Here is a 12,859-nt window from a genome sequence, read left to right as displayed (position 1 = left end):
CACGGAGATGGTCTTTGGCCACCACGAGCGGGAGACGGAGGAGGAGGCCCGGGAGGCCCTCTCCCGGGCGGACATCTCCGTCTTTCCCCTGGCCATCCCCCTCATCGCCGGCCCTGGGGCCCTGGCAAGCCTCCTCATCCTGGGGGCGGAGGCCCGGGGGGTGCCCTTTGGGGCTTTTTCCGTCCTCCTCACCGCCTTTCTCGTCCTCCTCCTGGCCTACCTCTTCCTCAGGGGGGCGGTGGTGGTGCGGAGGGCCTTGGGGCGCACGGGGGTGAACGTGGTGACCCGGGTCCTCGGCATCCTCCTTGCGGCCTTGGCGGTGCAGTACGTGGCGGATGGGGTGAAGGCCCTCCTTTAAGTGCCCCGCCGAAGCGAACGCTTCGGCGGGGGCCCCAGAAAAGGGAGTACAGCGCGTCTTTCCTCCGAGGCCCGTGGGGATTTCAATGCCCCCTAAACCTGGAACACCCCCACCCGGAAGGGCTCCCTTTCCGGGTTCAGGGCGCAGGCCTCGAGGCTCTTGATGAGCCACTTGCGGGTCTCGTGGGGGAGGAGGATCCCGTCCACCCAAAGCCTGGCGGCAGCGTACCGGGGGTCCAGGGTCTCCTCGTAGCGGCCCTTGATGCGCTCGTAGAGCTCCTTGAGCTCCTCGTCCGAGGGCTCTTTCCCCTCTCGCTTAAGCTTTTCCACCTCCAGTTCCAGGAGGGTCTTCGCCGCCTGGGCCCCGCCCATGACCGCGTACTTGGCGCTGGGCCAGGCGTAGATGAAGCGGGGCCCGTAGGCCTTCCCCGCCAGGGCGTAGTTCCCCGCGCCGAAGGACCCCCCCAGGATGAGGGTGATCTTGGGGACGGTGGAGTTGGAGACCGCGTTCACCAACTTAGCCCCCCGGCGGATGATCCCCGCCTGCTCCGATTCCTTCCCCACCATGAACCCGGTTACGTCCTGGAGGAAGAGGAGGGGGATGCCCATCTGGTTCACATCCAGGATGAACCGGGCCGCCTTGTCCGCGGCCTCGGCGTAGATGACCCCCCCCACCTCAATCCGCCCCTTCTTCTTGAGGATGAGGCGCTGGTTCCCCACGATGCCCACGGGGAAGCCCCCGATGCGGGCAAAGCCCGTGACCAGGGTCTCCCCGTACCCTCCCTTGTATTCCAAGAACTCCGAGCCGTCCACGAGGCGGGCGATGACCTCCCTTAGGTCGTAGGGCCGGGCACCCGTGGGGTCCACCAGGCCGTAGAGGTCCTCCGCGGGGTAGAGGGGCTCCTTGGGCTCCTTGCGGGCCTCGGCCCAGGGGGCAAGCCTAGAGGGCGGGTAGAGCTCGGCCAGCTTGCGGATGCGCTCCAGGGCGGCCTCGTCCGTGGGCTCGTGGAAGTCCACCGTGCCCGAGACCTCGTGGTGCATCCTGGCCCCCCCAAGCTCCTCCGAGGACACCTCCTGCCCGATGGCCGCCTTCACCAGGGCGGGGCCCGCCAGGTAGAGCCCGCTCCCCTCGGTCATGATGAGGACGTCGGTCATCACCGGGAGGTAGGCCCCCCCGGCCACGCAGTTGCCCATGATGGCCGAGATCTGGGGGATGCCTAAGGCGCTCATGCGGGCGTTGAGGTAGAAGATGCGCCCGAAATCGTCCTGGTCGGGGAAGACCTCGTCCTGGAGGGGCAAAAAGACCCCGGCGGAGTCCACCAAGTAGACCGTGGGGATGCGGTTTTCCAGGGCCATGGTCTGGGCCCGGATGACCTTCTTGGCGGTGATGGGGAAGAAGGCCCCCGCCTTCACCGTGGCGTCGTTGGCGATGATCATCCAGTCCCGCCCCGCGATGCGCCCAAGGCCCGTCACCACGCCCCCCGCCGGGGCCCCGCCCCACTCCTCGTACATCCCATAGCCCGCGAAGGCCATGAGCTCGTAGAACTCCGTCCCCGGGTCTATGAGCCTTAGGATCCTTTCCCGGGCGGTGAGGCGGCCCTTTTGGTGTTGGCGCTCCACCGCCCGCTTGCCCCCGCCTTCCCGCACCCTTTCCAGGCTTTCCCTGAACTCCCGCACCAGGGCCACCCAGGCGTCTTTGTTGGCCTTGTAGGTGGCGCTTTCCCGGTCCTTCAGGTGGGTTTCCAGCACGGCCTTGGGGAGGTCCATGGTTAAAGTATAACGTTTTTCTGCTTCTATGTCTAAAAGCGTTTCCCTTTGGTGCAGGCGCCCTTTCGGGCCTTGGCCTCCTCCGCCCTTCGCCTGGCCTCCCGGTCCACCCGCTCGTTTTCCGGGTGGCCGCTGTGCCCCGCCACCCAATGGAAGTGCACCTCGTGCCCCTCCATGGCCTTAAGGAGGGCCTGCCAAAGGTCTTGGTTCTTCACGGGCGTGCCTTCCGTGGTGCGCCAGCCCCGCTTCCGCCAGCCTTCAAGCCAGCCCTCGGTGAAGGCGCTCTTAAGGTAGCGGCTGTCCGTGTAGAGGTCCACCCGGCAGGGCTCTCTTAGCGCCTTAAGCCCCCCCACCGCCGCGGTGAGCTCCATGCGGTTGTTGGTGGTGCAGGGCTCTCCCCCCGAGAGGAGCTTTTCTCGGCCCCCATAGCGCAAAAGGGCCGCCCACCCCCCGGGGCCGGGGTTGCCCAGGCAGGCGCCGTCGGTGAAGAGCTCCACCCCTTTCAGGACCTTTTCCATCCCCTTGCATCTTACGGGAAAGGGGAGGCCCCTGGTGGGGAGGCAAGGCTACTCTAGACCCCAGATTCCCGCCGGGGCGAGCTCCACCAGGTTCCCCGCGGGGTCTTGGGTGTAGAGGCTTTTCCCCCTGGGCCACGCCGCCCACCGCACGGGAAAACCCGCCGCCTCGAGGCGGCTTGCCCAAAGGGGAAGTTCCTCCTCCGCCACCCGGAAGGCCACGTGCACGCTGCCTTGGGCCCCGTGGGGGGGAAGGGCTTCCTCCTTTGCCGTGACCCTAGGGTTGAAGACCAGAAAGACCCCCCGCCCCGCGCGGAAGAAGGCGTGCCGGGGGGGTTGAACTGGAAGCAGGGGAGGCCCAACACCCCCTCGTAGAAGGCCCGGGCGGCCTCCAGGTCCTCCGTGTAGACGCAGGTTTCCAGGACCTCCACTTACTTCAGGCGGGCGATGAGCTCGGCCACGGGGATGGCCTCCAGGGTGGTGGTCTTCACGCTCCCCCTCGAGGCCAGGTGGAGCATGGCCCGGGCCACGCTGGCCGCGTCCTCCGCCTCCACGATGTTCACGAAATCGTAGGGCCCAAGCACGGCGTACTGGGCCACCACCTTCACCCCGAAGTCCCGCTCCAGCTCCCCGTTCACCTCCTTGATGCGCTCGGGGTTTTTCACCAGGGTCTCGGCGCCGTCGTCCGTGAGGGTGCTGAGGACGATAAAGGTGGGCATCCTTGGCCTCCTTTCCCCTCTAGTGTACCGCTAGGGGGTTCCTTCCAAGGGCTCAACCCCCGCGTAGACCTCCGCCAGCGAAAGGGGGGCCTCGTCCAGCACCCCTTCTTCCCGGGCCTGGTAGAGGACCTCGCCCCCTCCTTCCGGTAAACCTCAGCCCGCCGTTCCCGGGCGCTCACCAGGAGGTAGCCCCTTAGGGTGGGGAGGGCCAGGTAGCGCCAGGGCTTTTCCCTCCGGTCCGTGGCCTCGGTGCTTTCCGAAAGCACCTCCACCACCAGGCAAGGGGCCTCCTCGTGGTAGGGGTTTTCCGGTGGGGGAACGCAGACCGCCATGAGGTCGGGGTAGTAGACCGTGTTGGGCCCTACCTTCAGCTTCATGTCCGCCACGTAGAGGCGATAGCCCTTGCGTCGGGCGTAGGGGCCAAGGAGAAGGGCTAGATTGGTCACGATGAGGTGATGCGCCCGGCTCGCCCCGGCCATGGTGTAGGGGAAGCCGTCCACCAGTTCGTGCTTGGTGGGGCTTTCCTCCTCCAGGGCCAGGTACTCCTCCAGAGAAAGGGGCTTAAGGAGGCGCGCCGCTTCGCCCATCACTCCCATTCTATGGTGGCCGGGGGCTTGGCGGTGATGTCGTAGACCACCCGGCCGATCTCCGGCACCTTCTGGGTGATGCGACGGGCAGCCTCGTCCAGGAACTCCAGGGGAAGCCGGGCCCAGTCCGCGGTCATGAAGTCCTCCGTGGTCACCGCCCGGAGGGCCAGGACGTAGCCGTAGCGCCGCTCGTCCCCCGCCACCCCCACGCTCCTTAGGGGGGTGAGGACCGCGAGGGCCTGGGCCACCTGGTGGTAGAGGCCCCACTCCTTGAGGAGGCTTGTAAAGAGGTCATCCGCCCGCCTTAGGACCTCCAGCCTCTCCTCCGTCACCTCCCCCAGGATGCGCACCGCCAGGCCTGGTCCCGGGAAGGGGTGGCGGAGGCGGATGGGGTCGGGGAGGCCTAGGAGGAGGGCGAGCTCCCGCACCTCGTCCTTGAAGAGGAGGCGGAAGGGCTCCAAAAGCTCAAACCCGAGCTCCTCGGGGAGGCCACCCACATTGTGGTGGCTCTTGATCTTGGCCGCCCCCTTCTCCCCCGCGGACTCAATCACGTCCGGATACAGGGTCCCCTGGGCCAGGAAGCGGAAAGGCCCTTGGGCCCTCGCCACCTCCTGGAACACCTCCACGAAGATATGGCCGATGACCCGCCGCTTCTCCTCCGGGTCCTCCACCCCCTTTAGGGCATGGAGGAAGCGCGCCCTCGCGTCCACCACCAGGAGGTTGACCCCCAGAGCCCTTAAGGCGCCCTCCACCTCTTCCCGCTCCCCTAGGCGCAGCAGGCCATGGTCCACGAAGACCGCCAGGTGATCCACCCCGCTTTTGGCCAGGAGAAGGGCCAGGGTGCTGGAGTCCACGCCCCCCGAGACCGCAAGGAGCACCCGCTCCCTTCCCACCCGCACTCGCACCCGCACCTCCTCCAGGAGGTCTTCCAGGATGTGCTCCGCCGTCCAGTCCCGCCGCACCCCCGCCACTTCCAGGAAGTTCTCCAAGATCTGCATCCCCTTGGGGGTGTGGGCCACCTCAGGGTGGAACTGGACCCCGAAGGTGCGCCCGTCCTTCCCCTCTATGGCCGCCACGGGGTTCTCCTCCGTTTGGGCCGCCACCTGGAAGCCCGGGGGGAGCTCGGTGACCGCGTCCTGGTGGCTCATCCACACCTGGACTTCTCCCCCAAGGCCCCGGAAGAGGGGGCCTTCGTAGGCGGTGAGGAGGGCCTTGCCGTACTCCGCCCGCCCCGCCCGCTCCACCCGGCCCCCGTAGGCTTGGGCCAGAAGCTGCATCCCGTAGCAGATGCCGAGGAGGGGAAGGCCCGCCTCCCAAAGCCTAGGGTCGGGCCGGGGGGCGTTTTCCTCGTACACGCTCCTGGGGCCTCCGGAGAGGATCACCGCCTGGGGGCGGTGCTTGGCGATCTCCTCCCAGGGGGTGTCCCCGGGGAGGATCAGGGAGAAGGCCCTAAGCTCCCTGAGCCGCCTCGCGATGAGCCTCGTGTACTGGGAACCGAAGTCCAGGACCACCACCATGCCCCGCAGTTTACCCCTTAGGATGGGGGTGTATGCCGGAGGTGGAGAGCTTCAGCCTGGACCACACCAAGGTGCGGGCCCCCTATGTGCGCCTGGCGGGCCGGAGGGCGGTGGGGGGCGGGGTGGTGGAGAAGTACGACCTGCGGCTGGCCCAGCCCAACCGGGAGGCCATCCCCACGGCCGCCCTCCACACCCTCGAGCACCTCCTCGCGGGCTACCTGCGGGCCCACCTGCCTGGGGTCATAGACCTCTCCCCCATGGGCTGCCGCACGGGGTTTTACCTGGTGGCGGAAGGGCCTTTGGGGGAGGAAGTGGTCCTCGAGGCCTTCCGGAAGGCCTTGGAGGACGTGCTCCGCCACCAGGGGGAGGTCCCCGGGGCCTCCTTCCGCTCTTGCGGCAACTACCGGGACCACGACCTAAGGGGTGCCAAGGCCTGGGCCCGGAGGGTTCTGGAGGCGGGCCTTAAGGTCCAGCCCATCTCATGAAGGCCTTCTTCGCCGCGGAAGCCCAGGAGGCGGAGGCCCTCCGGGAGGCCCTGGGTGCTTCCGAGGCCCTCACCGCCCCCTTGCCCCTCCACCGGGGGGAGGGGGTTTTGGTGGCGGAGACGGGGGTGGGGAAGGCGGCGGCCGCCTTGGCCGTGGCCCACGTCCTCACCCGCTTTCCCGTGGAGGAGGCCTACTTCCTCGGGGTGGCGGGGGCCCTGGACCCCGCCTTGAGGCCCCTGGACCTCCTTCTCGCGGAAAAGGCGGTGCAGTGGGACGTGGACCTTACCCCCTTTGGCCGGGCGAAGGGGGAGACCGCCTTTGGGGTGCGCTTCTTCCCCTCGGACCCGGGCCTTCTCCGGAGGGTCCAGGCTGCAGCCGAGCGCCTTGGCCTTCCCCACCGCCTGGGGGTGGTGGCCACGGGGGACCGGTTTTTGGCCCAAAGGGGGGAGGCGGAGCGCCTTAGGGCGGAGTTTGGGGCCCACGCGGTGGAGATGGAGGGGGCGGCGGCCCTCTTCGCCGCCTGGCGCTTCGGGGTGCCCATGGCCCTGGTGCGGGCGGTGACGGACGGGGCGGGGGAGGGGGCGGCAGGGGACTTTGGGGCTTTCCTACAGGAGGCCTCGAGGCGCCTCGGCCTCCTGGCCCAGGCCCTCCTATACTGAGGGGGGGAGGCCATGGAAATCCGCATCTTTTCGGGGAACGCCCACCCCGACCTGGCCCGGCGCGTGGCCGAGGCCCTGGGGGTGCCCTTGGGAAAGGCCCTGGTGGACCGCTTCCCTGATGGGGAGGTCCGGGTGCGGCTTTTGGAGAGCGTGCGGGGGGAGGACGCCTACCTCATCCAGTCCACCTCCCCCCCGGTGAACGACCACCTCATGGAGCTCCTCCTCCTGGCCGATGCCGCCAGGAGGAGTTCTGCGGGCCGCATCAACGCCGTCATTCCCTATTTCGGCTACGCCCGCCAGGACAAGCAGACGGAGGGCCGGGAGCCCATTAGCGCCAAGCTGGTGGCAAGCCTCCTGGAGCGGGTGGGGGTGGAAAGGGTCATCGCCATAGACCTCCACGCCCCCCAGATCCAGGGTTTCTTTGACATCCCCGTGGACCACCTCTCCGCGGTGCGCCTCTTCGCCCGCTACCTGCAGGAACGGGGCTTGGTGGAGGGCTCGGTGGTGGTTTCCCCGGACGCGGGCCGGGCGGAGGAGGCGAGAAGGCTTGCAGAGCGCCTAGGCCTCCCCTTCGCCATGCTGGCCAAAAGGCGGCACGGCCCCTTGGAGACCTCCGTGACCTACGTGATCGGGGAGGTGGCGGGCCTGAGGCCCCTCATCGTGGACGACATCGTCTCCACCGGGGGGACCATCCGAAGGGGGGTGGAGGCTCTCCTCCAGGCGGGGGCGCGGCCCGAGGCCATCGTCCTCGCCACCCACCCCGTCCTGGTGGGCCCGGCGCGGGAAAACCTCGCCCACCCCGCCATCCGGGAGGTGGTCTTCACCGACACCATCCCCCTGCGGGATGGGGGCTATACCGTCCTCTCCACCGCGGAGCTTTTGGCCCAGGCCATCCGCCACGTGCACACCAACCAGTCCGTGAGCGCCCTCATCTAGGGTTGTGGTACACTCTTTTCCGTGTGCCCCTTGGGGGGCTAGGGAGGAGCCATGGAGTATCGTCTGAAAGCCTACTACCGTGAGGGGGAGAAGCCGGCCGCCTTGAGGCGGGCGGGGAAGCTCCCCGGGGTGATGTACAACAAGGCCCTGAACCGCAAGGTTTACGTGGACCTCACCGAGTTTGACCGGGTGTTCCGCCAGGCCTCCATCCACCACGTGATCGTCCTGGAACTCCCTGACGGGGAACTCCCCACCCTGGTGCGCCAGGTGAACCTGGACAAGCGCCGGCGCCGTCCTGAGCACGTGGACTTCTACGTCCTCTCCGAAGAGCCGGTGGAGATGTACATTCCTTTGCGCTTCGTGGGAACTCCCCAGGGCGTGCGGGAGGGCGGGGTGCTCCAGGAGGTGCACCGGGACATTCTGGTGCGGGTTTCCCCCCGGAGTATCCCCGAGTTCATTGAGGTGGACGTCTCCGGTCTGGGCATCAGGGATAGCCTCCACGCCGCCGACCTGAAGCTCCCCGAAGGGGTGAAGCTGGCGGTGAACCCCGAGGAGACCATCGCCGCGGTGGTGCCCCCTGAGGACGTGGAGAAGCTTGCTGCCGAGGCCACGGAGGCCCCGGCCGAGCCCGAGGTCATCAAGAAGGGGAAGAAGGAGGAGAAGTAGCCTCAAGTACCTCACCGAAGCTTTCACTTCGGTGGGGGCCCCCAAGGGAAGGGCATAGCAGCCTCATAGAGGTGCTTAGGCCCTTCCAAGGCCTCCCGGGGACCTCCGGGGGCTTTCCTTTAGGAGGTGGGGATGTTTTTGGTGGTGGGCCAGGGCAACCCAGGGCCGGAGTACGCTGCGACCCGGCACAACGTGGGCTTTATGGTCCTGGACCGGCTGGGCCTCTCCTTTCGCAAGAAGGGGGAGGTTCTCCTGGCGGAAGGGGAGGTGGGGGGAGAGAAAGGGCTTTTCCTCAAGCCCCTCACCTACTACAACCTCACCGGGCGGGCGGTGGCCCCCCTGGCCCGCTTTTACAAGATCCCCTCGGAACGCATCCTGGTGGTCCACGACGAGATGGACTTCCCCTTGGGCCGCCTGCGCCTGAAGGCAGGGGGGCGGCCTGCGGGAAACCGAGGGGTGGCCTCCATTGGGGAGGCCCTGGGCACCTGGGCCTTCCACCGCCTAAGGATCGGCATCGGTAAGCCGCCCCGTCCGGAGGAAGGGGCGGCCTACGTGCTTTCCCCTTTTAGCGAGGCGGAGCGGCCCCTTTTGGAGCGGGTGCTGGAGGTGGCCAAGGAGGCGGTTTGGTGCTGGGCGGAGCGAGGCCTCCTTCCTTGTGCGGACCGCTTTAACGGTCTGGACCTTCGTCTGGGGTAAGCTTGGGCCATGGTTCCGCGCGTGCTCCTCATCGCAGGGGGGAGGAGCCCCGAGCACGAGGTCTCCCTGCTTTCGGCTAGGGGGGTTCTGGAGCACATGCCCTTCCCCACGGAGCTTGCGGTGATCGCCAAGGACGGCCGCTGGCTTTTGGGAGAGGAGGCCCATAGGGCCCTCGAGGCCGGCCTGGCCCCCACGGGCCCCCACCCCTTCCCCCCCCCTTTGGACTGGGACCGCTACGGGGTGGTCTTTCCCCTCCTCCACGGGCCTTTTGGGGAGGACGGCACGATCCAGGGGTTTTTGGAGCTTTTGGGCAAGCCCTACGTGGGGGCGGGGGTGGTGGCCAGCGCCCTCTCCATGGACAAGGACCTCTCCAAAAGGGTCCTCCAGCAGGCGGGCCTCCCCGTGGTCCCCTGGGTGGCCCTTTACCAGGGGGAGACCCCCCTCATCCCCTTTGACCCCCCCTACTTCGTGAAGCCTGCCAACGCCGGCTCCAGCATCGGTATCCGCCGGGTGGAGGGCTCCGGGGAGCTGGGGGAGGCCCTGGCCGAGGCCTTCCGCTACGACCGCAAGGCGGTGGTGGAGAAGGCCCTAGGGGGGGTGCGGGAGTTGGAGGTGGGGGTCTTGGGCAATGTCTTCGGCCAAGCGAGCCCCGTGGGAGAGGTCCGCTACCAGGCTTCCTTCTACGACTACGAGACCAAGTACACCCCCGGGCGGGCGGAGCTCTTGATCCCCGCCTCCCTGGACCCCGGCACCGCGGAGACCGTGCAGGAGCTGGCCCTAAAGGCCTACCGGGTCCTGGGTATCCGGGGCATGGCCCGGGTGGACTTCTTCCTTTGTGAGGGGGAGGTCTACCTGAACGAGGTGAACACCATCCCCGGCTTCACCCCCACCAGCATGTACCCCCGCCTCTTTCAGGCGGGGGGGGTTGGCTACCCGGAGCTTCTCAGGCGCCTGGTGGAGCTTGCCCTCGAGGCCTAGGCCTCCTCCGAGCGCTGGACGGCCTGGGCCTCCTTGAGGATGGCCCGCACCCTTTCCCCGGGGACCGTCTCCTCCCGCAAGAGCTCCTCCGCCAGGCGGTGCATGGCCTCGGCGTGGGCCAGGAGGACCTCCCGGGCCCGGGCGTAGGCCTCGTCCAGGATCTTGCGGATGTCCTGGTCTATGAGGCGGGCGGTCTCCTCGGAGTGGTCCTTCTTCTTGGCGATCTCCTCCCCCAGGAAGATGGGCCCCGAGTCCAAGCCCCAGGCGATGTTCTTGAAATGCTCCCCCATGCCCCAGTCCAGGACCATGCGCTTGGCGAGAGCCGTGGCCCGCTTGAAGTCGTCCTGGGCCCCGGTGGTGACGGTGCCGGTGAAGAGCTCCTCCGCGGCCCGGCCCGCGAGGAGCACGGAGAGCTCGTCCATGAGGTGCTCCCGGGAGACCAAGACCCTTTCCTCGGGCTTGCTCCAGCGTGCCCCCAGGGCCATCCCCCGGGGGACGATGGAGACCTTTTCCGTCTTGTCCGCGTGGGGCAGGACCTCCCCCACCACCGCGTGCCCCGCCTCGTGGTAGGCCACGGCCCGCTTTTCCTCCTCGGAAAGCTTCAGGGCGGGCCGTTCCAAGCCCAAGACGATCTTGTCCAGGGCCTTTAGGAAGTGCTCTTTACGGATCTTTTTCTCCCCGGTGCGGGCGGCGAGGAGCGCGGCCTCGTTCACCAGGTTCCTGAGGTCGGCCCCGGAGAAGCCTGGGGTGAGGTGGGCGAGCTCCAGGGGGTCCACGTCCTCGGCGATGGGCTTGCCCCGCATGTGCACCAGGAGGATCTCCTTCCTTTCCTCCAGGGCGGGTAGGCCCACCACCACCTGCCGGTCAAACCGGCCCGGGCGGAGGAGGGCGGGGTCCAGGATGTCCGGGCGGTTGGTGGCGGCCAGGACGATGACCGAGGTGTCCTTCTCAAACCCGTCCATCTCCGAGAGGATCTGGTTCAGGGTCTGCTCCCGCTCGTCGTGTCCGCCGCCGATCCCTGCGCCCCGCTTCCTGCCGATGGAGTCCAGCTCGTCAATGAAGATGATGCTGGGGGCGCTCCTGCGGGCGTCCTCAAAGAGGCTCCGCACCCGGCTTGCCCCCACCCCCACGAACATCTCCATGAACTCGCTGGCGGAGACGGAGAAGAAGGGCACCCCCGCCTCCCCTGCCACCGCCCGGGCCAGGAGGGTCTTGCCCGTGCCCGGGGGGCCCACCAGGAGGACCCCTTTGGGGATCTCCGCCCCCAGCTCCAGGTACTTCTTGGGGTTTTTGAGGAAGTCCACCACCTCCATGAGTTCCCGCTTGGCCTCCTCGTGCCCGGCCACGTCCTTGAAGGTGGTGTTCACCGTCTTTTCCTTGCCGTAGAGCTTGGCCCGGCTCTGGCCGAACTGCATCACCTGGCCTGCCCCCCCTTGGGCGCGCATGAAGAAGAACCAGAAGAAGAGGATAAGGAGGAGGGTGGGGCCCACGTAGAGGAGGAACTGGGGCCAGAAGGAGGGGGGCTTGGTGACGATCCGCACCCCGTTTTCCTCCAGGAAGCGCAGGAGCTCGGGGTCTTGCACCTGGGAGGGGGGCAGGGGCACCTGGAAGCGGCGGGCCACCCGCTCCCCTTGGGGGGTGGGGAAGCGTTGGGGCTCCTTGAGCTCCCCAAGGATGCGGGTTTCCTCCAGGGTGACCTGGGCCACCTGGCCCTGGCGCACCAGCTCGCGGAACCCCGTGTAGGAGAGGGTGGGGGCCGGGGGGCCGGTGAGGGCCGTGTAGGCCAGGTAGCCTAGGAGGAGCAGGAAGAACAGGGTAAAGGGGTTAATGCGCTGGGCCAAGGTCAACCTCCCTTTCCCCATGGTAACGCCTGGGGCAGGGGAGAACTGGAGCCTGTGGTATCCTTCTAGCCGCGATGGGGGGCATGGGGGTCCTGGAGGCCCTGCACCAGGGGGACTACGAGACGGCCATAGAAACCCTCACCCGGAAGGCCCTTTTCGGCCGGAAGGAGGAGGCCAAGGAGGCCCTTCTCCTCCTGGCCGAGGTCCACAGCCTCTACGGGGAGGAGGGTCTGGAGCGGGCCCACCAGGCCCTGGAGGAGGCCTACGAGCTTGGGGGGGTGGAGCACCTGCCCCTCTACCGGGCCCTCCTCGCGGAGCTTCTTGCCCTCGAGGGCCGCTCGGAGCGCGAGATCTTTCCCCTCTTCCTCCCCACCGAAGACCCCCGGGCCCGCTACCACCAGGCCCAGGCCCTTTTCTACCTGGGCCGGATGGAGGAGGTCCTCAAGACCCTGAAGGAGGGCCTCCCCGCCTTCCTGGCCTGGCGGGCGGAGGGGCTTAAGGGAAGGGCCCTGGAGCGGCTTGGGCGCTTTGGGGAGGCCGCTTTGGCCTACGAGCGGGGGGCGGAGATCGCCTTGGGCCTCGAGCGCTACTGGCTCCTCCTGGACGCGGCCGCCATGTGGTTGGAGGCGGGGGAGGGCGAAAGGGCCCTTCTCGCCCTGAGGGAGGCGGAGGAGGCGGTGGGGGAGGAAGGCCCGGAGGACGGGGCCACCCGCCACTACCTCCTGGCCCGGGCCCACCTTCTTTTGGGAAACCCTTCCCTGGCCCTGGAGGCCATTGGGAAGGCCCTGGAGCTGGAGGAGGAAAGCGGCCATCGGGCCTACGGCACCGCCTTGGTGCAGGGTCAGGCCCTCCTCCAGCTTGGGCGCTACCCTGAGGCCATGGAGAGCTTCCAGGAGGCCCTGAGGCGGGCGGAGCCCGGGGAAAGGCCCTATGTGCTCCACGAGATGGGGGTGGCCGCCCTGGACCAGGGGGCTTACCTCGAGGCCGAGGAGCATCTCCGGGTCCTCCTGAAGGAGGAGGGCTATCCCTACCGGGCCTCGGCCCGGGCGGACCTGGCCGAAGCCCTCTACCGCCAAGGCCGCTACCAGGAGGCGGAGGATGAGGCGAAAAGGGCCATGGAGGAAGGGGCCTTGGCC

At 68.1% G+C, this 12,859-nt stretch carries 13 protein-coding genes and 2 pseudogenes; 8 read left to right on the top strand and 7 right to left on the bottom strand.

Annotated elements, in window-relative coordinates; translation table 11 throughout:
* Positions 1-358 (top strand): MarC family protein (locus tag WKI94_RS09830; RefSeq protein WP_337845561.1); only part of this gene is annotated, 358 nt, incomplete at its 5' end.
* Between the two features lie 92 nt (positions 359-450).
* Here WKI94_RS09830 and WKI94_RS09825 read toward each other — a convergent pair.
* The 6 genes and pseudogenes from WKI94_RS09825 to guaA form a co-directional block, all read right to left on the bottom strand.
* Positions 451-2,106, bottom strand: coding sequence for an acyl-CoA carboxylase subunit beta (locus tag WKI94_RS09825; protein ID WP_337845562.1), 1,656 nt, complete (start codon positions 2,104-2,106; stop codon positions 451-453).
* Positions 2,107-2,156: 50 nt separating this feature from the next.
* Complete coding sequence (gene rnhA / locus WKI94_RS09820) at positions 2,157-2,642, bottom strand: ribonuclease HI (RefSeq protein ID WP_337845560.1); 486 nt, start codon at positions 2,640-2,642, stop codon at positions 2,157-2,159.
* 48 nt (positions 2,643-2,690) lie between these two features.
* Positions 2,691-3,070, bottom strand: a pseudogene (locus WKI94_RS09815) (VOC family protein).
* Entirely contained in the window at positions 3,071-3,358 is a 288-nt protein-coding gene (locus WKI94_RS09810; RefSeq protein WP_337845559.1) for a glutamine synthetase/cystathionine beta-lyase binding protein, read from the bottom strand. It abuts the pseudogene before it with no gap.
* A 30-nt stretch (positions 3,359-3,388) separates the two neighbouring features.
* Positions 3,389-3,945 (bottom strand): annotated as a pseudogene (locus WKI94_RS09805) (Uma2 family endonuclease).
* On the bottom strand, positions 3,945-5,462 hold the full coding sequence (guaA, locus tag WKI94_RS09800; protein ID WP_337845558.1) for a glutamine-hydrolyzing GMP synthase: 1,518 nt from the start codon (positions 5,460-5,462) through the stop codon (positions 3,945-3,947). The pseudogene WKI94_RS09805 and the gene guaA overlap by 1 nt, the downstream one beginning before the upstream one ends.
* 32 nt (positions 5,463-5,494) lie before the next feature.
* Between guaA and WKI94_RS09795 the strand changes: the two genes are divergently transcribed.
* The 6 genes from WKI94_RS09795 to ddl all read left to right on the top strand — a co-directional run bounded on the left by WKI94_RS09795 (position 5,495) and on the right by ddl (position 9,882).
* Entirely contained in the window at positions 5,495-5,947 is a 453-nt protein-coding gene (locus WKI94_RS09795) for an S-ribosylhomocysteine lyase (protein WP_337845557.1), read from the top strand.
* Complete coding sequence (gene mtnN / locus WKI94_RS09790) at positions 5,944-6,606, top strand: 5'-methylthioadenosine/S-adenosylhomocysteine nucleosidase (RefSeq protein WP_337845556.1); 663 nt, start codon at positions 5,944-5,946, stop codon at positions 6,604-6,606. The genes WKI94_RS09795 and mtnN overlap by 4 nt, the downstream gene beginning before the upstream one ends.
* 12 nt (positions 6,607-6,618) lie before the next feature.
* Positions 6,619-7,542, top strand: a complete 924-nt coding sequence (locus WKI94_RS09785) for a ribose-phosphate pyrophosphokinase (RefSeq protein ID WP_337845555.1) — start codon at positions 6,619-6,621, stop codon at positions 7,540-7,542.
* Between the two features lie 51 nt (positions 7,543-7,593).
* Positions 7,594-8,208: a 50S ribosomal protein L25 gene (locus tag WKI94_RS09780; protein WP_337845554.1), complete on the top strand. Its 615-nt coding sequence runs from the start codon at positions 7,594-7,596 to the stop codon at positions 8,206-8,208.
* A 132-nt stretch (positions 8,209-8,340) separates the two neighbouring features.
* Complete coding sequence (pth, locus tag WKI94_RS09775; RefSeq protein WP_337845553.1) at positions 8,341-8,904, top strand: aminoacyl-tRNA hydrolase; 564 nt, start codon at positions 8,341-8,343, stop codon at positions 8,902-8,904.
* 9 nt (positions 8,905-8,913) lie between these two features.
* On the top strand, positions 8,914-9,882 hold the full coding sequence (gene ddl, locus WKI94_RS09770) for a D-alanine--D-alanine ligase (protein ID WP_337845552.1): 969 nt from the start codon (positions 8,914-8,916) through the stop codon (positions 9,880-9,882).
* On the opposite strand, the gene ftsH is transcribed toward ddl, so the two are convergent.
* Complete coding sequence (ftsH, locus tag WKI94_RS09765) at positions 9,879-11,723, bottom strand: ATP-dependent zinc metalloprotease FtsH (RefSeq protein WP_337845551.1); 1,845 nt, start codon at positions 11,721-11,723, stop codon at positions 9,879-9,881. The two genes, ddl and ftsH, sit on opposite strands and share 4 nt — an antisense overlap.
* A 74-nt stretch (positions 11,724-11,797) precedes the next feature.
* Between ftsH and WKI94_RS09760 the strand changes: the two genes are divergently transcribed.
* Positions 11,798-12,859 (top strand): tetratricopeptide repeat protein (locus WKI94_RS09760; protein WP_337845550.1); only part of this gene is annotated, 1,062 nt, incomplete at its 3' end.

The organism is Thermus sp. (genome assembly GCF_037444525.1).
GTDB lineage: Bacteria > Deinococcota > Deinococci > Deinococcales > Thermaceae > Thermus.
The sequence above is the reverse complement of the archived record's forward strand: the minus strand, read 5'-3'. Positions and strand labels throughout refer to the sequence as shown.

Excerpts from the sequence above, each read along its gene's own strand:
- mtnN (WP_337845556.1), top strand. The coding sequence starts at position 5,944 with ATGAAGGCCTTCTTCGCCGCGGAAGCCCAGGAGGCGGAGGCCCTCCGG.
- guaA (WP_337845558.1), bottom strand. The coding sequence starts at position 5,462 with ATGGTGGTGGTCCTGGACTTCGGTTCCCAGTACACGAGGCTCATCGCG.
- pth (WP_337845553.1), top strand. The coding sequence starts at position 8,341 with ATGTTTTTGGTGGTGGGCCAGGGCAACCCAGGGCCGGAGTACGCTGCG.
- WKI94_RS09780 (WP_337845554.1), top strand. The coding sequence starts at position 7,594 with ATGGAGTATCGTCTGAAAGCCTACTACCGTGAGGGGGAGAAGCCGGCC.
- rnhA (WP_337845560.1), bottom strand. The coding sequence starts at position 2,642 with ATGGAAAAGGTCCTGAAAGGGGTGGAGCTCTTCACCGACGGCGCCTGC.
- WKI94_RS09785 (WP_337845555.1), top strand. The coding sequence starts at position 6,619 with ATGGAAATCCGCATCTTTTCGGGGAACGCCCACCCCGACCTGGCCCGG.
- WKI94_RS09810 (WP_337845559.1), bottom strand. The coding sequence starts at position 3,358 with ATGCCCACCTTTATCGTCCTCAGCACCCTCACGGACGACGGCGCCGAG.
- ddl (WP_337845552.1), top strand. The coding sequence starts at position 8,914 with ATGGTTCCGCGCGTGCTCCTCATCGCAGGGGGGAGGAGCCCCGAGCAC.
- WKI94_RS09795 (WP_337845557.1), top strand. The coding sequence starts at position 5,495 with ATGCCGGAGGTGGAGAGCTTCAGCCTGGACCACACCAAGGTGCGGGCC.